The organism is Amycolatopsis sp. GA6-003 (assembly GCF_046267895.1).
GTDB lineage: Bacteria > Actinomycetota > Actinomycetes > Mycobacteriales > Pseudonocardiaceae > Amycolatopsis.
Genome location: NZ_CP176499.1, coordinates 3,795,528 through 3,813,766, shown reverse-complemented (window position 1 = coordinate 3,813,766; position 18,239 = coordinate 3,795,528). Strand labels below are relative to the sequence as shown.

At 70.9% G+C, this 18,239-nt stretch carries 18 protein-coding genes; 14 read left to right on the top strand and 4 right to left on the bottom strand.

Features of this window, described 5'->3' with window-relative positions:
- Window positions 1-10: 10 nt before the first annotated feature.
- Window positions 11-583 carry a TlpA family protein disulfide reductase gene (locus tag F9C12_RS16630; RefSeq protein WP_409466491.1) on the bottom strand — a complete coding sequence of 191 codons (573 nt, stop codon included), beginning with the start codon at window positions 581-583 and terminating at the stop codon, window positions 11-13.
- A 60-nt stretch (window positions 584-643) separates the two neighbouring features.
- Between F9C12_RS16630 and F9C12_RS16625 the strand changes: the two genes are divergently transcribed.
- Genes F9C12_RS16625 through F9C12_RS16615 form a run of 3 tightly spaced genes read left to right on the top strand, consistent with a single transcriptional unit; the run spans window position 644 to window position 3,524 of the window.
- Window positions 644-1,810, top strand: a complete 1,167-nt coding sequence (locus F9C12_RS16625) for a sensor histidine kinase (protein WP_409466490.1) — start codon at window positions 644-646, stop codon at window positions 1,808-1,810.
- On the top strand, window positions 1,807-3,246 hold the full coding sequence (locus F9C12_RS16620) for a BTAD domain-containing putative transcriptional regulator (protein ID WP_409466489.1): 1,440 nt from the start codon (window positions 1,807-1,809) through the stop codon (window positions 3,244-3,246). Before F9C12_RS16625 ends, F9C12_RS16620 begins: the two co-directional genes overlap by 4 nt.
- Window positions 3,243-3,524, top strand: a complete 282-nt coding sequence (locus F9C12_RS16615) for a hypothetical protein (protein ID WP_409466488.1) — start codon at window positions 3,243-3,245, stop codon at window positions 3,522-3,524. The genes F9C12_RS16620 and F9C12_RS16615 overlap by 4 nt, the downstream gene beginning before the upstream one ends.
- 416 nt (window positions 3,525-3,940) lie before the next feature.
- Here the strand turns inward: F9C12_RS16615 and F9C12_RS16610 are convergent, their stop codons facing one another.
- Window positions 3,941-4,480 carry a helix-turn-helix transcriptional regulator gene (locus tag F9C12_RS16610; protein ID WP_409466487.1) on the bottom strand — a complete coding sequence of 180 codons (540 nt, stop codon included), beginning with the start codon at window positions 4,478-4,480 and terminating at the stop codon, window positions 3,941-3,943.
- Between the two features lie 70 nt (window positions 4,481-4,550).
- On the opposite strand from F9C12_RS16610, the gene F9C12_RS16605 reads away from it, so the two are divergent.
- The 7 genes from F9C12_RS16605 to F9C12_RS16575 all read left to right on the top strand — a co-directional run bounded on the left by F9C12_RS16605 (window position 4,551) and on the right by F9C12_RS16575 (window position 11,515).
- Window positions 4,551-5,489 carry a hypothetical protein gene (locus F9C12_RS16605; RefSeq protein WP_409466486.1) on the top strand — a complete coding sequence of 313 codons (939 nt, stop codon included), beginning with the start codon at window positions 4,551-4,553 and terminating at the stop codon, window positions 5,487-5,489.
- A gap of 132 nt (window positions 5,490-5,621) precedes the next feature.
- A complete protein-coding gene (locus F9C12_RS16600; RefSeq protein ID WP_409466485.1) occupies window positions 5,622-6,272 on the top strand; it encodes a superoxide dismutase family protein in 651 nt (216 codons plus the stop codon).
- Between the two features lie 118 nt (window positions 6,273-6,390).
- Window positions 6,391-7,839, top strand: coding sequence for a polyprenol phosphomannose-dependent alpha 1,6 mannosyltransferase MptB (gene mptB / locus F9C12_RS16595; protein WP_409466484.1), 1,449 nt, complete (start codon window positions 6,391-6,393; stop codon window positions 7,837-7,839).
- A 140-nt stretch (window positions 7,840-7,979) separates the two neighbouring features.
- Window positions 7,980-8,657: a haloacid dehalogenase type II gene (locus tag F9C12_RS16590; protein WP_409466483.1), complete on the top strand. Its 678-nt coding sequence runs from the start codon at window positions 7,980-7,982 to the stop codon at window positions 8,655-8,657.
- 26 nt (window positions 8,658-8,683) lie between these two features.
- The gene (locus F9C12_RS16585; protein WP_409466482.1) at window positions 8,684-10,234 is read left to right on the top strand and encodes a hypothetical protein; all 1,551 of its coding nucleotides are present in this window, start codon (window positions 8,684-8,686) and stop codon (window positions 10,232-10,234) included.
- A gap of 79 nt (window positions 10,235-10,313) precedes the next feature.
- Window positions 10,314-10,928, top strand: coding sequence for a ClpP family protease (locus F9C12_RS16580; protein WP_409182866.1), 615 nt, complete (start codon window positions 10,314-10,316; stop codon window positions 10,926-10,928).
- Window positions 10,925-11,515: a ClpP family protease gene (locus F9C12_RS16575; protein ID WP_409182865.1), complete on the top strand. Its 591-nt coding sequence runs from the start codon at window positions 10,925-10,927 to the stop codon at window positions 11,513-11,515. The genes F9C12_RS16580 and F9C12_RS16575 overlap by 4 nt, the downstream gene beginning before the upstream one ends.
- Before the next feature lie 298 nt (window positions 11,516-11,813).
- On the opposite strand, the gene F9C12_RS16570 is transcribed toward F9C12_RS16575, so the two are convergent.
- Both F9C12_RS16570 and F9C12_RS16565 read right to left on the bottom strand, forming a co-directional pair.
- Entirely contained in the window at window positions 11,814-12,161 is a 348-nt protein-coding gene (locus tag F9C12_RS16570) for a helix-turn-helix domain-containing protein (protein ID WP_409182864.1), read from the bottom strand.
- Window positions 12,162-12,220: 59 nt separating this feature from the next.
- Window positions 12,221-12,646: a hypothetical protein gene (locus F9C12_RS16565; protein ID WP_409466481.1), complete on the bottom strand. Its 426-nt coding sequence runs from the start codon at window positions 12,644-12,646 to the stop codon at window positions 12,221-12,223.
- A 129-nt stretch (window positions 12,647-12,775) separates the two neighbouring features.
- On the opposite strand from F9C12_RS16565, the gene F9C12_RS16560 reads away from it, so the two are divergent.
- The 4 genes from F9C12_RS16560 (at window position 12,776) to F9C12_RS16545 (ending at window position 18,094) form a co-directional block, all read left to right on the top strand.
- On the top strand, window positions 12,776-14,110 hold the full coding sequence (locus F9C12_RS16560) for a pyridoxal phosphate-dependent decarboxylase family protein (RefSeq protein WP_409466480.1): 1,335 nt from the start codon (window positions 12,776-12,778) through the stop codon (window positions 14,108-14,110).
- Between the two features lie 526 nt (window positions 14,111-14,636).
- Window positions 14,637-15,815 (top strand): MFS transporter, encoded by a 1,179-nt coding sequence (locus F9C12_RS16555; RefSeq protein WP_409182861.1) that lies wholly within the window; start codon window positions 14,637-14,639, stop codon window positions 15,813-15,815.
- A gap of 14 nt (window positions 15,816-15,829) precedes the next feature.
- Window positions 15,830-16,642, top strand: a complete 813-nt coding sequence (locus F9C12_RS16550; protein ID WP_409182860.1) for an aldo/keto reductase — start codon at window positions 15,830-15,832, stop codon at window positions 16,640-16,642.
- 243 nt (window positions 16,643-16,885) lie between these two features.
- Entirely contained in the window at window positions 16,886-18,094 is a 1,209-nt protein-coding gene (locus F9C12_RS16545; protein ID WP_409466479.1) for a cytochrome P450, read from the top strand.
- Window positions 18,095-18,239: the final 145 nt, after the last annotated feature.

Genomic DNA, 18,239 nt, shown 5'->3' with positions numbered 1-18,239 from the left:
CTTGGCCGGGCTACTCGGCGAGCACGCGGTCCAGGGCGGGCTGGACGTCGGTCCGCCGGACCGCGCCGAGGTAGACCGCGGCGACCCGCTGCTGTTTGTCCACGATCAGCGAGATCGGCACCGCGCTCAGCGGGAGGCCGCGCAACTGCAGGGCGACCCGGCCGGACGGGTCGAAGATCGACTCGTAGCCGAGCCCGAGGTCCTTGACGAAGTCGGCGGCGTACTTCGGGTTGTCGCGGACGTTGATGCCGAGCACCCGGATGCCGCGGTCGCGGCCGGAGTCGGCGATGGCCTGCAGCGTGCGCGCTTCGGCCCGGCACGGCCCGCACCAGGCGCCCCAGAGGTTGAGCAGGACGACTTTCCCGGAGTAGTCGGCCAGCGAGAGGTCCCTGCCGGGCTCGCGCAGGCTCTGGCCCTTGACGTTCGCGGCCTTTTTGCGCTCCGGCGCCGGATAGTGGATGGTCGTCCGCCCGCCCGGCGAGACGAATTCGAAGGTGTCCGACTGGCTGACCGCGTCCTTGCCGGTCGCGCACGCGGCGAGGGGAAGCAGAGTCAGCAGGAGAACGAGCCGAGCGAAGCGCACGCGGCATGGTATCGGTGCGGCCCCGGGCGGCTTCCGACGCGGTTTTCTAGGCTGGACCCCGTGTGGGAGACAGCGAAGGACCGGTTGCGGGGCCGGCTGGCGGACGGCTTGGCCCAGTCCGGGCTCACGCTGCCCTGGTGGGTTCCGCTGGGGACGACCGCCTTCACGGTGATCGGGCTGGTGGTCGCGGTCGGCCAGCGGGTGGGGCCCGCGCTGCCGGTGGCGATCGCCGGGTTTCTGCTGGCCACGTCGTCGACGCTGCTGTGGATCTGCACCGGGCGGCTCGCTCCGTCGTGGCTGAAGGCGCTCGGGGTGCTCGCCGGGACCGGGCTGCTGCTGACGCACCCGGTGGTGCCGGACTTCGCGCCGATGCCGATGATCGTGCTCGCCGGCGAACTGGGGTCGATCGCACCGCCGCGGGTCGCGTTCGCCTCGACCGGCGGGGCGATCGCGGTGCTCGGGGCGGCCGCGCTGACCGTCGGGCTGGTCGGGGCTCCGGTGTACCAGCTGGCGGTGGTGGTCGGGATGGCCGCCGGGTTCATGCTGCGCTGGTACGTGCGCGCGCTGGACGCCGAACGCGGCAAGCAGGAGGCGGTGCGCGAACAGGCGATGCTCGGCGAGCGGCAGCGGATCGCGCGCGAGGTGCACGACGTCGTCGCGCATTCGCTGAGCATCACGTTGCTGCACGTCACGGGCGCGCGGCACGGATTGCGCACGGATCGCGACATCGACGAAGCCGTCGCGGCGCTCACCGAAGCGGAGCGGATCGGACGGGCGGCGATGGCCGATATCCGGCGCACGGTTGGATTGCTCGCGCAGGAGTCGGCGGGGACGCGGGCGTTGCCCGGTGCGGGCGACCTCGCGGACCTGGTGGCGGAAACGTGCGCGGCCGGGCTGGCCGCGGACTACGAACTGGAGGGGGACGTGTCCGCGGTCGATGCCACGGTGGGGCTGGGGCTCTACCGGATCGCCCAGGAGTCGCTGGCGAACGTGGTCAAACATGCCCCGGGGGAGAAGGCGTTGGTACGGCTGGAGATCGGCGGCGCGGACGCGCGGTTGACCGTCCGCAATGGACACCACGGCGCGGCGCGCGGCTCGGGCGGTTCGGGGTTGGCGGGCATGGCGGCGCGCGCGGATCAGCTGGGCGCGCGGCTGACTGCCGGACCCGAGGGGGGCGAGTGGGTGGTCGACGTGACGGTTCCGCTGGCGCGCGAGGCGGGGTCGTGACCGCTGCCGCCGGGGAAACGCGGGTGTTGCTCGTCGACGATCAGGAGCTGGTGCGGTCCGGGTTGCGGTTGATCCTGCGGCGCCGCGACGGGTTCGTGGTGGCGGGGGAGTGCGCCGACGGCGACGAGGTCCCGGCCGCGCTCGAAGCGGCGGGCGGGGTCGATGTCGTGGTGATGGACCTGCGGATGAAGCGGGTCGACGGCATCGAGGCGACGCGCCGGCTGCGCGCGGCCGGCCCGCGCCCGCCGGTGCTCGCGCTGACCACGTTCGACGACGACGAGCTGCTCGCCGGAGTGCTGCGCGCGGGCGCGGTCGGGTATGTGCTGAAGGATTCGCCCGCGGAGGACCTGATCCGCGCGGTGCGAGCCGTCGCGATGGGCGAGGCGTGGCTCGATCCGGCGGTCACCGGACGCGTGCTCACGACCTACCGCGAGGCGACGACGGACCGTCCGACGATGCCGTCCGGGTTGTTGACCCCGCGCGAACTGGACGTGCTCACCGCGGTGGCCCGGGGGCTGACGGACGCGGAAATCGCCGGAACGCTGGGGATTTCCGCGACCACGGTCGAGGCGCACTACGAGCGGGTGCGCGCGAAACTCCGCCTCCGCGACCGGGCGGCGGCCATCGTGTACGCCTTCGACCACGGCCTGGTCACCCCCGGCGCGGCGCCCGCCCCGGTCGGCCCGGACTCGCTGCGGTTCAGCGTGCTCGGCCCGCTGCAGGCCTGGCGAGGCCCGAACCTGCTGGACCTCGGCCCGGTGCGGCAACAGGCACTGCTGGCGGCGCTGGTCCTGCGTCCGGGCGAGACGGTGAGCCCCGGGGAGCTGCTCGACGGCGTGTGGGGGCTGGAACCGCCCGGAACCGGTGGCCGAGTGGTGCCGGTCTACGTGCATCGGTTGCGGAAATGCCTGCGCGGAGCTGGTGAACGAACGGAAGACTCAGTCATCGGGAGCGACCGCGGCGGATACCGCTTCGCCGGGGAACGGGTGCGACTGGATGTCAGCGAGCTGACCGACCGGATCTCGGAAGCCACGACCGCCACCCGAGGCGGCGACCCAGCGGCCGCGGTCGCCGCGTACGACGGCGCGCTGGCCCTCTTCCACGGCGAACCGCTGGCCGGGCTGCCCGGTCCGTTCGTAGAAGGGGAACGCCTGCGCCTGACCGAGCGGCGGCTGACGTTGGTGCAGGAAAAGGCTGTGCTGCAGCTGAAACTGGGCCGCACGGACGACGTGGTGCACGAGCTGTCGGCATTGCTGGCAGTGCACCCGCATCGGGAACCGTTGGCGGTGTTGCTGATGCGGGCACTCCATCGGGGCGGCCGCCGGGCAGACGCACTGGCGGTCCATCGCCGGACGCGGGAACGATTGCGCGCGGACCTGGACGTCGAACCGGGGGCGGAGCTGGATCGGGAACTTCGGGTGGTGCTTGGCTCGTGAGTGCACACGGGACCCTGCACCATGTCGAGTTGTGGGTGCCGGACCTCGGCCGCGCGGTCGCGTCGCTCGGATGGCTGCTGGAAGAACTGGGATATCAGCGGTTCCAGGACTGGGACGCCGCGACGGTCGAGCAGATGGCCGCCGACGCCGCCCGGCACGGGTGGCAGCTGATGTTCCCGGAGAAACATCCCTATGCGGGCGGCGCGGAGCACTATGCCGCGTACTTGCAGAACGACGACGGTTTCGAGGTCGAACTCGTCAGCTCTGCTGCGCAGTAGTGCGCGGGAGATCCTGACCCGGGTACTGCGAATGCGGCGACTCCGCAGAAGAAGCCGAGCCAACTCCGTCCTCAGTGCTGGCTTCGTAGCGCTGCACCGCTTCGGCTTTCTGTTCGGCCGCCTGGACATTCGCGGCGAACAGGCTGGCCCCGCCGCCCGCACTCGCTCCTGCCGCGGCGACGACTGCGCCCCCAGTCGGGTCGCCCGGCGGCTTCGGCATGGGGTTGCTCGACAGCATGCGAATCGCCCGTGGGTCGCGCGCCGAGTCGGCCAGGTTCTCCACCCCGGCCGACGCGGCGTCGACCCACTGATCCGGATTCTCCGGTCATCCCCCGCCTTCGCCTCTGCCCGGCCAGCTGCGGCCGGGCACTCGCGCACAGTAAGAGACGGCGATGAAATCGCGATGAAAGCTGTGCTTACCGGGGCGGGACGAGGTCTCCGCTCTCGATCCGGGCCGCGGTGCGGGCGAGCCAGTCGGCGTCGTGCCGGAGCCGGGAAACCAGGAAATGCGCTTCGATCATCTGCATCTCCGGCAAGGCGGCGTCGTCGAGCCTCTTGGCCAGCTCGCGGTGCTGGTCGCTGACCCGGGCCGCCCGGTCGCGCAGCAGAGTCACCGCGCGCGCCGGCGGCAGCGCGCCGAGGTAGGCCAGCGCGATCAGGAACCGGGAGTCGAGGTTCGGGTCGGCGTCGCGCAGCTGCCGCTCGATCCGTTCGCGGAAATCGGCGAGACCCGCCTCGGTCAGCCGCACCGGCTGCGGGTCGCCGTCGCCGTCCGGTTCCACGAGACCGTTCCGGGTCAGCGTGCTGACCAGCGTGTACACCGTCGACGTCTTCGGGTTCAGGAACGGATAGCGCGTGCGGAGTTCGCGCAGGAGCGCGTACTGGTGGCGCGGGCTTTCCACGAGCAGGCCCAGCATCGGCAGCACGAGCGGGTTGTCGAGAGCGTTCGTCGGCACCGGACCAGGGTAGCGCACGATAGTCGTATACGAGTATATTGCTCGTATACGACTAATGGAGGAGATGCTCATGATCGCCTTTGGCGTGTGGCCCGGCGTGGTCAGCGCGGACCTGGTGCGGCTGGACACGTTCATCGACGCGCCGCCGGAGGACGTCGAACGGACCGCGGAAGCGTTGCGGGACCTGGCGAAGGGCACGGAACGGTTTTACGTGCGCTGTTACCGCAACTACCGGGGTCCGCACGAGCCGACGCCGCCCGATCCGGTGCCGTACCTCGGCGACGGGCGGGTGGTCGACTACGTCCTCGGCTACGGCAGTCCGGAGGCCGATCCGGACGGGTTCGCCGGCGCGGTGCGCGCCGCGGTGCGCGAGGTCGCCGAGTTGGGCGGCGGAAAACTGCAGGTCTGCGAGGAGGTGAACGTGGCCGCGCCGCTGGACGGCGGCAGTCCGGGTTGTTACGAAGCGCTCGGCGCCGGGCTCGCGGCGGCGCTGGACGAACGGGCGCGGCTGGGGGTCGACGTGGCGATCGGGTTCAACGCCGCGGTCGCGTTGCCCGGCGATCCGTTCTGGGCGGCGGTGCGCTCGGCGGTGGACCCGGAGGTGCTGGCCCGGGTGGACTACCTCGGCCTGGACTTCTTCCCGGACGTCTTCCGCCCGGTGCCCGCCGGCGCGCTGGCCGGTGCGGTGACCCACGTCGTGCGGTCCTTTCGCGAATCCGCGTCGGCGATCGGGATTCCGGCGAGCGTGCCGCTGCACATCACCGAAACCGGCTGGCCGACCGGACCGGAGAATTCGGAGGAACAACAGGTGCGGGTGATGGAATCCGTGGCGCGCACGGTGTTCGGGCTGGCGGCCGAGGCAGGCGTGGACACCTACGAGATTTTCGGGCTGCGGGACGGGCTGTCGAGCGGCCCGCGCGAAAATCGGTTCGGGCTGCTGCGGGACGACTATTCCGCGAAACCGGCGTACGAGATGGTGAAACGGCTGATCGCGCAGCATTCTTCCTGACCGGGGATTCGCGCAAGGTGGATATTCCGCCGCGCGCAGGACCCGGTTAGTTCCATCTGGCCCCTGGTCACCGGGAAGCCGAGGCCCGATTCTGGAGCGGTCAGAGATCACCAGTGCCCTCAGGGAGATACCGTGCGCAGAAAGAAGTGGGTGGCAGGCGCGTTGGGTGCCTGCGCACTGGTCATGGGCGTCGCGCCGGCGGCCAGCAGCCACAGCGGCCAGCAGGCGCCGGAATCGGCCCGGCAGCCGGCCGGGGCGGCTTACCGCGACGGCGATTCCGCCTCCGCCACGCTGAAGGACGCCAAGGGCAACGAGGTCGGGACCGCGTGGTTCACCGCCGACAGCCGCTCGCACGCGGTCTGGGTCGAGGTGTACCTCACCGGGCATTTCACCCCCGGTTTCCACGGCATGCACGTCCACGAAAAGGGAAACTGCACCGTCGGCGACCCGAAAAACCCGTTCACCGCGGCGGGCGGGCACCTGATGCCGATGGACCACCACACCGGACTGCCCATCGGCCAGCTGCTTCCGGTGCAGGTGCGCTCGAACGGCCGCGGTTACGTCAAGTTCCTCCTGGACACCTTCACGCTGGACCAGTTGTTCGGGCCTGACGGGACCGCGATCATCGTGCATTCGAAGTCCGACAATTTCGCGAACATCCCCGCCGACCGCTACAGCGTCCGGGGCGACCCCAACGCTCCGGTGCCGGACGAAAAAACCAAGGCGACCGGCGACGCGGGTTCCCGGTTCGCCTGCGGCGTGATCACCCGGGACCAGAACTGACGGAGTCCTTTGTGGACCTTGCCGCGGCGTGATCCGGGAAGGGTTGTTTGAGGGAAGCAGATCCCCTCAAACAGCCCTTCCCGGACCGGTAACCGGGGGCGGCTACTACGATCGGCGCATGTCTGATCAGCCGGTCACGCTCTCGCGGCCCGTGCGGTTCTTCGGTTTCGCGTCCGCGGCGAGCCTGCGCTGGACCGGCTTCGGCGGCGTGCTGCTGCTTGCCGTCGCGGTGTACGCCGGGGCCGCCGGGACGTCCGGGGTGCTGCCCTTCGCGGGCGGAATCGCCGGGGTCGGGCTGGTGGTGCTCGCGTGGGCGCTGCTGGGCGGCCGTATCCTCGCCGCGGACGTGCCCGGCGCGGGCTGGCTCAAGTGGACGCTCGCGTTGTGGTGCGGGCCGTTGCTCGTCGTGCCGCCGTTGTTCAGCGGAGACGTCTTCAGCTACCTCGCACAGGGTGCGGTGGCCGCGCACGGGTTCGACCTCAACGTCGTCGGGCCGCGGCAAGCGCTGGGCGCGGCGTCGGACATCGTCGGGCGGGTCAGCGTTTACTGGCGCGAGACGCCGTCGCCGTACGGGCCGTTGTTCGGTGCGGTCGAACGGGTCATCGCGCAGGTGTCCGGCGGAAACCCGATCGTCGGCGTGGCGTTGCACCGGCTGGTCGAGGTGGCCGGGCTCGTCTTGATCGCATGGGCGGTGCCGCGGCTGGCGGCCGCGGCGGGAGCGTCGCCGCGGGTCGCGTTGTGGCTGGGCGTGTTGAACCCGCTGGTGCTGTGGCACGTGGTCGCCGGGATGCACAACGACTCCCTCATGCTCGGCCTGATGCTCGCGGGCGTGGCGGTCGCGCTGGACGCGATGGGCGACCGGATCCGCTGGTGGCCCCTCGCGGGAGGGGTGCTGCTCATCGCGCTCGGCGCGGAGGTGAAGGTGCCCGCGCTGGTCGCGCTGGCCGCGGTCGGTACGGCACTTGCCCGCCGGCGCGGGCGGATCGGCGAATTCCTGCTCGCCGGCGCGGCGATGGCCGTGGTTTTCGCGGCGGTGTCCGCGGCGGTTTCGCTGGCGTCCGGGATCGGGTTCGGCTGGGTGTCGGCGCTGACGACCTCCGGCGAGGTCAACAGCTGGATGGCACCCACGAACTGGTTCGGCTTCCTGGTCGGCGGCATCGGTTCGCTGTTCGGCGCGCACGTTACGCAGACGATGATCGGCGTCGGCAAGATCATCGGGTACGTGCTCACCGCGGCGGGGATCGCCGTGGTGCTGCGGCAGCAGTGGACCGGCCGGATCGACGCGGTCCGGTCCCTCGGGCTGATGCTGAGCGCGGTGGTGGTGTTCGGGCCCGTCGTGCAGCCGTGGTACCTGCTGTGGGCGGTGATTCCGCTGGCCGCGTCGCTGCCCGCCGGGCGCGTGCGGTCCGTGGCGATCACGCTGGTGGCGGTGTTTTCGGTGGTGCTTCCGCCGGTGGGCGGCAACTTCAGCGGGCGCGTCGGGCTGCTGGTGCTCGGGTACGTCATCGGGCTCGCGGTCGTGGTGGCGGCGTTTTTCGCGCTGCGGAAGGCTGCCGCGGCGGACTAGCGCTGGCTCAGCCAGGCCTGTTCGGTGGCCCGGGCGGACGCGATCGCGCCGGTTTGAGTCCACTGTGGACATTGAACAGCTGGCGGGCACCGCGAACGGCGCTGGTTGCCCGGTGCGGGACGGCCGGATAGGTTGCGATCATGGACATCGAGGTGCTCGTGTTCGACGTGCTCGGCACGCTCGTCGACGAACCAGCCGGAATCCGGGCGGGGATCCGGAAATTCGCGCCGTCGCTCGCCGCCGCGGAGGTCGAAGAGCTGCTTTCGGTGTGGCAGAAGAAGGTCGAGCAAGAGCAGGCTCGCATCGTGGCCGGGGAGCGGCCGTTCGTCGCGAGCGACGTCCTCGATCGCGAAGCCGCGCAAGCCGTCGCCGACGCGGTCGGTGCTGGTGATGCGGCCGAGCTGGCGCTCGCGGCTCGGCAACTGCCGCCGTGGCCGGACACTGTCGACGGCCTCTCCCGTCTGGCCGAGCGATTCCCGCTGGTCGGACTGTCCAACGCGAGCCGGACCGGGTTGCTCGACCTGTGCGCGAACGCCGGCCTGCGCTGGCACACCGTGTTGTCCGCCGAGGACGCCCGCACCTACAAGCCGGCTCCGGACGTCTACCGGCTCGCCATCGACGTCGCGGGCCGCGCGCCGGAGCGGCTGCTGATGGTCGCCGCGCACGCCTGGGACCTGCGCGGGGCGCAGGAAGCCGGACTCCGGACCGCGTACGTCGGGCGTCCGGTCGGTGACCCGCCGGGCCCCGCCGACCGGTTCGACCTGCGGGCGGACGGGCTCGCGGACCTCGCCGACCAGCTCGAGCGCGGTCGCGGCTGAGCCCCGGACCAGGCATGATCTCGGGCGTGACTGCGCCCCGGGTGTCCGAGCTGAGCGATTTCGAACGCCGTCTGGTCGAATCGGCCCGCGAAGGCGAACTGCTCGGCGCCGCCCCGATCGACGTCGCCGAGCTGGCCGAAACCGAAAGCCCGGACCACCTCGTGCGCGCGGAGGTCCTCCGCGACCTGCTGCTCGGCAGGCACGGCGACCTCGACCCGCGCGGGATCATGCTGGCGCGGGCGCGGATCACCGGCGAGCTGAACCTCGACGGCGCCACCGCGATCGCCGGGATGGTGCTGCTCGCCTGCGTTTTCGACGGGCCGGTGCTCGCCCGCCAGGCGCGGCTGCCGCACCTGTACCTGATCGGCGGGCGGATGCCGGGCCTGCACGCCTCCCGGGTGCGGATCGAAGGGGACCTGCACCTGTCCGACGGCGTGCGGATCACCGGGAACAGCTCGGACGGGGCGATCCGGCTGATCGGCGCGCACCTCGGCGGGAGCCTGCTGTGCCGGGACGCGGAGATCTCCAATCCGGACGGGCTCGCGCTGGAGGCGAGTTCGGCGGAGCTGGGCAGCGGGCTGTACCTGCATCAGGGCACCCGGATCACCGGCTCGTCGGCCGACGGGGCGCTCCACCTCAACGGCGCGAGCATCGGCGGTCCGCTGGAGTGTCAGAGCATCACGGTCTCCAACGACCGGGGGCCGGCGATCGAGGCGGACAACCTGACGGTCGGCCGCAGCATGCTGATCCGGGACTCGGAACTGAGCGGCAACGGCGAGATCGGCGCGGTGCGGTTGCAGGGCGCACAAATCGGCGGACAGCTCGAGTTCTCCGCGACCACGCGCGTCACGTCGCCGGAAGGGCGGCTGCTCGGGCTTTCCGACGCGAAAGCCACCACGGTGTTCATGCCGGGCGGCCTCGTGTGTCCCGACGGCAGCACGAGCGCCGAGTGCGACCATCCCGAACTGGCCTGGCTGGACGGATTCACCTACGCCGCCATCGATCCCGCGTTCGGCTGGCGGAGGTGGCTGCACCTGCTTCGCTGCCACACCGAGTACTACGACGCCACCGGGTACCAGAAGCTGGCGGCAGTCGAACGGACCGCGGGCCACGACGGCAACGCGCGTGCGATCCTGATCGCGCAGCAGGACGACCTGCGCCGCCGGTCGCCGGAAGCCCTCGGCGGGCGGATGTCGCGCGGGTTCCACTGGATCTGGGGCACGCTGGCCGGATACGGCTACCGCGCCCGGCGTACGGCGGCGGCGTTGCTGCTCGCGCTCGTCGCCGCCGGAGCGCTCGGATTGTGGGCCGGCGCAACGGAAACCCGGCCGGGACACCACGCGGCGGAACGGGTCGCGACGGGTGCCGCGTGTTCGCCGGTCGAGCTGATCGGCCTGGGACTGGATCGCGGGCTGCCGATCGCGCCGACCGGTCTGCGGAGCCGGTGCGACCTCGACACGGCCAGCGTTTCCGGCCAGGTGTTCACCGTGGCGATCTGGAGCGTGCAGGTCGCGGTGTGGGGACTGGCGACGCTGGCGCTGGCCGGGTACACGAACCTGGTGCGCAAAACCGGCTGACTTTCTGCGCTGCTCACAGCAGATCTGCCGTCGGCAGCGAAAGCGGCGGCGCCGGGTCCCGCGGCGGCACAGTCGGGGCATGACCAACGAATCGACTCCGCCGATGTTCGACCAGCGGCTTCGGGAACGGTTCCTGAGCCAGCGGGTCCTCGTACTGGACGGCGTGCTCGACGACGACAACGGGACGGTCCTCGCGACCCAGATGCTGTCCCTGGCCGGCGAAGACCCGGTCAAGGACATCGCGCTGTGGATCCATTCGCCCGGCGGTTCGGTCCCGTCGATGCTCGCGATCCGCGACGTGATGCGGCTGGTGCCGTGCGACGTGTCGACGCTCGCGCTCGGATTGGCGTGCAGCGCCGGGCAGTTCCTGCTGTCCGCGGGCACGCCCGGGAAGCGATTCGCCCTGCCGCACGCCCGAATCCTGATGCACCAGGGCTCGGCGGGCATCGGCGGCTCGGCCGTGGAGGTCGAGGTGCAGGCCGACGACCTGCGCTACACGCGGGACACCGTGCTGGGCCTCATCGCGCAGGACACCGGACAGCCGTTCGACCGCATTTTCGCCGATTCCCTGCACGACCGGTGGTACACCGCCGCGGAGGCGAAGGACTACGGCTTCATCGACCAGATCGTCGACCGCCTTGAGCAGGTCGTGCCGGTGCGCACGCACGCGATGGGCCTGGGGGTACGCGCATGAGCACCTACACCATCCCGAACGTCGTGACCCGCAGTCCCGGCGGCGAGCGGATCATGGACGTCTACTCGCACCTGCTGTCGGAACGGATCGTGTACCTGGGCACGGCGATCGACTCGGGCGTCGCGAACGCGTTGATCGCGCAGCTGCTGTTCCTGGAGTCGGACAACCCGGAGCAGGAAATCAACCTGTACATCAATTCCGAGGGCGGCGACCCGGCCGCGATGCTGGCGCTGTACGACACGATGCGCTTCATCAAGGCCCCGGTGGCGACGACCTGCGTCGGCCAAGCGGTGGCCACCGGCGCGGTTCTGCTGGCCGCGGGCGAGGCGGGCCGCCGGTCGGTGCTGCCGCACGCGCGGGTCGTGCTGCACCAGCCCGCCGCGCAGGGCCGCGGGACGATCCCGGACCTGATCCTGCAAGCGGACGAGGTGATCCGGGTCCGGACGCAACTGGAGGAGATCACGTCCCGGCACACCGGCCACGACGTGGCGGAACTGCGCCACGACACCGACCGGGACCGGGTGTTCGACGCGGCCGGGGCGGTGGAGTACGGACTGGCGGACCAGGTGATCGAAGCCCGTCCGTGAGCGGGGCGCAGGCCGGTCTGGGGTTCCGGCCTGCGGCTTCGCGCCTCGGTTCGGGCTGTCGTGGGCGCGGGGTCGGGTTGCGGTGTCGCGCTTTGGTTCGGGCTGCCGTGGGCGGTTTCGTGCCTCGGTTGAGGTTGCCGTGGGCGCGGGGGTCGGACTGCGGCTTCCTCTTTGGTCCGGGCTGCCGTGGGCGCGAATCCGGCTTGCGGCTTCGCGCCTTGGCCAAGGCTGTCTTCGGCAAGCATCCGGCGGACGGTGCGCGGGCCGTGGTCAAAGCCCGGCGATCCCGCGGGCGGAATCAAGCAGCCATCAGCACCGGTCCGGCCGGACGGCGCGACGGGCGCGGTCCCACCACGCTGATCCGTCGCAGGTCCCCGGCGATTCCGCTCAGCAGTCCGGCCAGAGTGACCCCGAGCGCGCCCGTCACCGCGGCGATCATCTCGCTCGACGGTTCCTTCCGGCCGCGCTCGATCTCCGACAGGTACTGCGGCGAGATCCCGGCCCGCTCGGCGACGTCGACGAGCCGCTCGCCCTGGTTTTCCCGTTCGGCGCGGAGGCTGCGGCCGAGGACCTCGCGCCACAGCGGCTCCGCCTCGTCGTCCCGGGCGGGGGCGCGGCGCTGGTGGAAAGGAAGGATGTCCGCCATAGGCCCAGCCTGGCATCCGCCGGGCCCGCGGCGACAGCGGTTCCGCTCAGGGCAGAACGTCACCCCCCGACGTAATTGGCGAGCATGACCACTCCGAGCACCAGCGCGATCGCCGAGATCGCGATGCCGACCGCCGACACCGGCTTGCCGGTGCGCCGTCCGACGACGCCGACGAGTCCGCAGGTCAGCCCGGCCACGCCGAAGGGGAACGCGAGGTACGCGCGGATGCCGGTCAGGTCGATCGGCAGCAGCGGGACCACGCAGCCGAGCACCCCGAGCACCAGCGCCGCCACCCCCAGCCAGACGCCGTTCGCCGGAGCGGGCAGGGCGGGCGGATACCCCGGATACCCCGGGTACTGCTGGAGGTTCGGCTGACCGGCCCACTGCTGCGGCTGCCCGGCCCACTGCGCCGGTGGCTGCGCGGGGCCCGGCATCGGTGCGGGTCCGGCCGGCGGCACGCTCTGCGGACGGGGTTCGTCGGTCATCGGAAAGCTCCTCACCGCGCGAAAGAAACGTCGGCACACCTTAGATCGCCGGCTCCGGAAACCCAATCCGCTGCCCGCGGGCCGATAGGGTGCCCGAGGGGCAGCAACCGGCGACCGACGAGGTGACGCATGGACCGGCGCGAACTGATCGACCAGGCTCTCCGCGGCGTCGAGGCGTGGGAACGCAAGTGGGGTCCGTTCACCCCCTCCCCGGCGAGCCGGCCGGACGTCGATCTTCCCGCGCTGCTCGACGCCTACGCCGCCCGGATGGACGCGTCGTTCCCCTTCTTCCACCCCCGCTATGCGGGCCAGATGCTCAAACCGCCGCATCCGGTCGCGGTCGCCGCCTACCTCGCCGCGATGGTGGTCAACCCGAACAACCACGCGCTCGACGCTTCGCAGGCCACCTCGCCGATGGAGGTCGAGGTGATCGCGGACCTGGCGCGGATGTTCGGGTTCGCGCAGCCGTCGCTCGGGCACCTCACCTCCAGCGGGACGATCGCGAACCTCGAAGCCCTCTGGGTCGCCCGCGAACTGGCGCCCGGCAAAGCGGTCGTCCACTCCCGGGACGCGCACTACACGCACGGCCGGATGTGCCAGGTCCTCGGGGTCGAATCCCGCGCGGTGCGGGCACTTCCCGACGGACGCGTTGATATGTCAGCTGTCGAAGCTGAAGTCCGCCGTGGCGGGGTCGGCACGGTGGTGCTGACGCCGGGAACGACCGGACTCGGGGCGGTGGACGACATCCAGCAGGCCCTCGCGCTGAAGGAACGGTACGGAATCCGCCTGCACGTCGACGGCGCGTACGGCGGGTTTTACACCCTGCTGGACGAGTACGAGGCCTACCGCGCGATCGGCTCGTGCGATTCGGTTGTCGTCGACCCGCACAAACACGGGCTTCAGCCATACGGATGCGGCGCGGTGGTGTTCGCGGAGCCGGCGGTCGGCCGGTTCTACAAACACGATTCTCCCTATACCTACTTCACTTCCGACGAATTGCACCTCGGCGAGATTTCCCTGGAATGCTCCCGCGCGGGTGCCGCGGCCGGTGCACTTTGGCTTACCCTGCAAGCGTTTCCGCTGGAGCGGGACCGCGGGCTCGGCCGAGTGCTGGCCGCGTGCCGTCGAGCGGCGAACGATTTCGCCGCGCTGCTCAAGGAATCCGACCGTTTCGCGCTGCACCTCGAACCCGCGTTGGACATCGTCGCCTACTGGCCGCGACGGACGCGGATGAGCGAGATCACCGAAGCCGCCAACGCCATTCTCCAGAACGGCATGGCCGATCCGGACAACCCGCTGTACCTGTCCACTCTGCGCGTCGACGCGGACGCCTTCGCCGCGCTGCACCCGGACGTCGAACGCGATGCCGAGACCGTCACCATCCTCCGGTCGGTGCTGATGAAACCGGAGCACGAAGCCTGGGTTCCGCGGCTCAAGGAAGCACTCGACCGGTTGGCGGGCTGAGTCCCGGACCGCCGGTTGCCTCGGTGCGCCTGGTGGAGGATGGAACTTCGCGCGCCTGCCGACGAGTTAGTCCATTGAGGACTTGAGGTGCCACACGCCGTCCGGTGAGATATCAGGTCGACCGGATCGCCGAGGTCCTGCCGGACCTGACCGCGGCGGGTGTCCGGTTGCTCGTGGGGACCCAAGATTCCCCGCTCCCGGAATGCGGATCGCCTGCCTCAGGCCGGTGCCGACGAGACAGCCCGCGATCTCCGACCTCCTGGATCGAGCCGACGGCCTCCCCGGGTCTTCCGGACCCGGTCCGCGGCCAATCGACTGCTCTCGGCTCCCCGTGTCGCGGCCTCCTGCCGCGATACCTCGAGCGGAATGCCCGCCGCCTCACCGATCGCCCCCGTCTCCGGGACCGTCCTCCCAACTGTGACCCTCATCAACAACATGCGCCAACAACATGCCGCGTATGCAACTATTGCGAGAGCCGACAAGGAGCATCCACACACAGACCACGGAACCAAGGAGACGCGGGCTCATGCCACTAGCACTGGTAGCGCTGGCCATCGGCGCGTTCGGGATCGGCACCACCGAATTCGTGATCATGGGCCTGCTCCCGGAGATCGCCGCCGAGTTCGGGGTGTCCATCCCGGCCGCGGGATTCCTGGTGACCGGTTACGCGCTCGGGGTCGTCGCCGGAGCCCCGGTGATGACGATTCTCGGCACGAAGATCAACCGGAAGACCATGCTCATGCTGCTCATGGGCCTGTTCATCGCCGGAAACCTGCTGTCGGCGGTCGCGCCCGTGTTCGGGGTCATGCTCGCCGGGCGGATCGTCGCGTCGCTCGCGCACGGGGCGTTCTTCGGGATCGGCTCGGTCGTCGCGGCGGAACTCGTCGCGCCGGACAAGCGGGCCGGGGCGATCGCGATCATGTTCACCGGGCTCACGGTCGCCAACATCGTCGGCGTGCCGCTCGGCACGTTCGTCGGGCAGGCGGTCGGCTGGCGGGTCACCTTCGGGATCGTCGCGGCGCTCGGCGTCGTCGGGCTGGCCGGGGTCGCGAAGCTGGTGCCGGACCTGCCCCGGCCCGAGGGCGCGCATCTGCGCAAGGAACTGGCCGCGTTCCGGAACGTCCAGGTCGTCCTCGCGATGGCGATGACCGTGCTCGGCTTCGGCGGGGTCTTCGCCGCGATCACCTACATCGCCCCGATGATGACCGAGATCGCCGGGTACTCGGCGGGCGCGGTGACCTGGCTGCTGGTGCTGTTCGGCGTCGGCATGTTCCTCGGCAACCTCACCGGCGGCCGGTTCGCCGACCGCAAGCTCATGCCGATGCTGTACGTCAGCCTCGGCGGGCTCGCGCTCGTCCTGGCGCTGTTCACCGTCACCGCGCACAGCAAAATCCTCGCCGCGGCAACGATTCTGCTGATCGGCGCGCTCGGCTTCGCCACCGTGCCGCCGCTGCAGAAGCGCGTTCTCGACCAGGCGCACGGCGCGCCGACGCTCGCGTCCGTCGTCAACATCGGCGCGTTCAACCTCGGCAACGCGTTGTCCGCGTGGCTCGGCGGCGTGGTGATTTCCGCCGGATTCGGCTACACCGCGCCGAACTGGGTCGGGGTCGCGCTCGCCGGTTCCGCGCTCGGCCTCGCGGTCCTGTCGGCCGCGCTCGAGCGGCGCCCGCGCGTCGCCGCGGCCGAACCCCTGGTTCAGCACTGAGAAAGGCAAGTCCCATGAACATCCGCCTCAACAACGGGGTCGAAATCCCGCAACTCGGCTTCGGGGTCTTCCAGGTCCCGGACGAGGAGACGACCGCCGCGGTCGCCAGCGCTCTCGAAGCCGGCTACCGCAGCATCGACACCGCCGCGATCTACGGCAACGAAGCCGGCGTCGGCCGCGCCATCGCCGAGTCCGGGATCTCCCGCGAGGACCTCTTCGTCACCACCAAGCTGTGGAACGAGGACCAGGGTTACGACTCGACCCTGCGCGCCTTCGACGCCAGCCTCGCGAAACTCGGTCTCGACTACGTCGACCTCTACCTGATCCACTGGCCGGCGCCCGCCCGCGACCGCTACCTCGACACCTGGCGCGCCCTGGAACAGCTCGCCAAGGACGGCCGCGTCCGCGCCGCCGGCGTGTCGAACTTCCAGCCCGCGCACCTGCGCCGCCTGCTCGACAACAGCGGCCTCGTGCCCGCGGTCAACCAGATCGAGCTGCACCCCGGCCTCCAGCAGGCCGAGCTGCGCGCCTTCCACGCCGAACACGGCATCGCGACCGAAGCGTGGAGCCCGCTCGCCCAGGGCGCGGTGCTGGCCGACCCGGCGATCGCCGGGATCGCCGCGCGCACCGGGAAATCCGCCGCGCAGGTGGTGCTGCGCTGGCACCTGCAGCTGGGCAACATCGTGATCCCGAAGTCCGTGACCCCGGCCCGGATCCGGGAGAACCTCGACGTCTTCGACTTCGAACTGACCGAAGAGGACCTTGCCGCGATCGCCGCCGCCGACCGCGGCCTGCGCACCGGGCCGGACCCGGACCAGTTCGGCTGACCGCTGCGGCACAACGGAAAAACCGGTCACCGGGAGTCTTTGGCGGCTCTCGGTGACCGGCCGCGTCCGGGGCGTCAGGGCCGGTTGACAATTCGCGCGGCCGCCTGCAATGGTTGCCGGAGGTGACGAGGCCGGTCGCCGCACTGGGGATGTTCGATGAGGACTCGGGGGATTTCTTCTGCCCGATTCCTTGTGCTGCCAAGGGTTTCCCGGACCTCCCCGACTCGCCCGAGGAGGACGCCGATGACTGCCGATGCCGGCTTGCTCGCCCAGCTGCTGCCGTACGACCCGTTCGATCCCGCCTTCCTCAGCGATCCGTACCCGACCTACCGCAAGCTGCGCGAGGAAAGCCCGATCGTGCGGACGCCGGCGGGCATCTGGACGCTGACCGGTTTCGAGGACTGTTCCGCCGTGCTGCGCGACCCCCGGTTCGGCTGGGGAGACGGAGCCACGGTCGCCGACCACTTCAACACGGCCGAGGACGGTTCCGTAGTGCGGCCGTTCATCTTCGCCGACCCGCCGGAGCACACGCGGATCCGCACGCTGGTCAGCAAAGCGTTCGCCGCGCGCCGGGTCGACCGGATGCGCGACCGGGCGCGCGAACTGGCGAACGAGCTGGTCGGCGCGGCGGTGGCGAGCGGAACGACCGACCTGATGTCGGCGGTCGCGCATCCGCTGCCGGCGTTGCTGCTCGGCGAGCTGATGGCCGTCGAACCCGAACACGAGCCGCGCTTCCGTCAGCTGACCAGCGACATCGCCCGCGGCCTCGACCCGAGTTTCTTCCTGACGCCAGAGGAAATCGCCAAACGCGACAACGGCCGCCGCGAACTGCGCGAGTACTTCGCGACGCTCGTCGAGGCCCGCCGCGGCAAGCCGGGCGACGACCTCGTCAGCAACCTGGTCGCCGCCGAGGAAGCGGGCGACCGGCTCACCGAGTTCGAAATCCTGGTCACCTGCACGCTGCTGCTCGGCGCGGGCTACGCGACCACGGTGAACCTGATCGGCAACGGCATGCTCGCGCTGCTGCGGACGCCCGGCCAGCTCGAATGGCTGCGCGCCCACCGCGACGCGATCCCCGGTGCGGTCGAGGAAATGCTGCGGTTCGACGCTCCGGTCCAGGTGGTCTCCCGGACCGTGCTCGCCGAAGCGGAGATCGGCGGGACCGCGTTCCAGCCGGGGGAGCAGCTGATGCTGCTGCTCGGCGCGGCCAACCGCGACCCCGCGCTGTGCGAGGACCCGGAGGAGCTGCGGGTCGCCCGCCCGGCGAGCCGCACTCTCGCGTTCGGGCTCGGCATCCACTTCTGTGTCGGCGCTCCGGTCGCGAGGCTCGCCGCGCAGTCCGCGGTGGACGCGCTGCTCGACCACGACCTGGTGCTCGCCGGGGAACCGAGCCGGGTGCCGAACGTGGTGATGCGCGGGCTCGCCGAACTGCCGGTGGAGTTCCGCGACTGACCGGCATGGGCGCGAAGCGGCACCGGGCGAGGAGAACCGCACATCCCGCTGAATGCTGCCTCGAGAACGGCTCGAAGACGCGCCGTACCGGGCCGGCCGCGGTGCCGCAACCGCATTCCGGCGGGAATATGCGCCGCAGTTAACG

What these genes read in the sequence shown, in the direction of transcription:
- F9C12_RS16605 (WP_409466486.1), top strand. Translation starts at nt 4,551, where the DNA reads ATGATCGCCTTTGGCGTGTGGCCCGGCGTGGTCAGCGCGGACCTGGTG.
- mptB (WP_409466484.1), top strand. Translation starts at nt 6,391, where the DNA reads ATGTCTGATCAGCCGGTCACGCTCTCGCGGCCCGTGCGGTTCTTCGGT.
- F9C12_RS16590 (WP_409466483.1), top strand. Translation starts at nt 7,980, where the DNA reads ATGGACATCGAGGTGCTCGTGTTCGACGTGCTCGGCACGCTCGTCGAC.
- F9C12_RS16580 (WP_409182866.1), top strand. Translation starts at nt 10,314, where the DNA reads ATGACCAACGAATCGACTCCGCCGATGTTCGACCAGCGGCTTCGGGAA.
- F9C12_RS16575 (WP_409182865.1), top strand. Translation starts at nt 10,925, where the DNA reads ATGAGCACCTACACCATCCCGAACGTCGTGACCCGCAGTCCCGGCGGC.
- F9C12_RS16570 (WP_409182864.1), bottom strand. Translation starts at nt 12,161, where the DNA reads ATGGCGGACATCCTTCCTTTCCACCAGCGCCGCGCCCCCGCCCGGGAC.
- F9C12_RS16565 (WP_409466481.1), bottom strand. Translation starts at nt 12,646, where the DNA reads ATGACCGACGAACCCCGTCCGCAGAGCGTGCCGCCGGCCGGACCCGCA.
- F9C12_RS16560 (WP_409466480.1), top strand. Translation starts at nt 12,776, where the DNA reads ATGGACCGGCGCGAACTGATCGACCAGGCTCTCCGCGGCGTCGAGGCG.
- F9C12_RS16555 (WP_409182861.1), top strand. Translation starts at nt 14,637, where the DNA reads ATGCCACTAGCACTGGTAGCGCTGGCCATCGGCGCGTTCGGGATCGGC.
- F9C12_RS16550 (WP_409182860.1), top strand. Translation starts at nt 15,830, where the DNA reads ATGAACATCCGCCTCAACAACGGGGTCGAAATCCCGCAACTCGGCTTC.
- F9C12_RS16545 (WP_409466479.1), top strand. Translation starts at nt 16,886, where the DNA reads ATGACTGCCGATGCCGGCTTGCTCGCCCAGCTGCTGCCGTACGACCCG.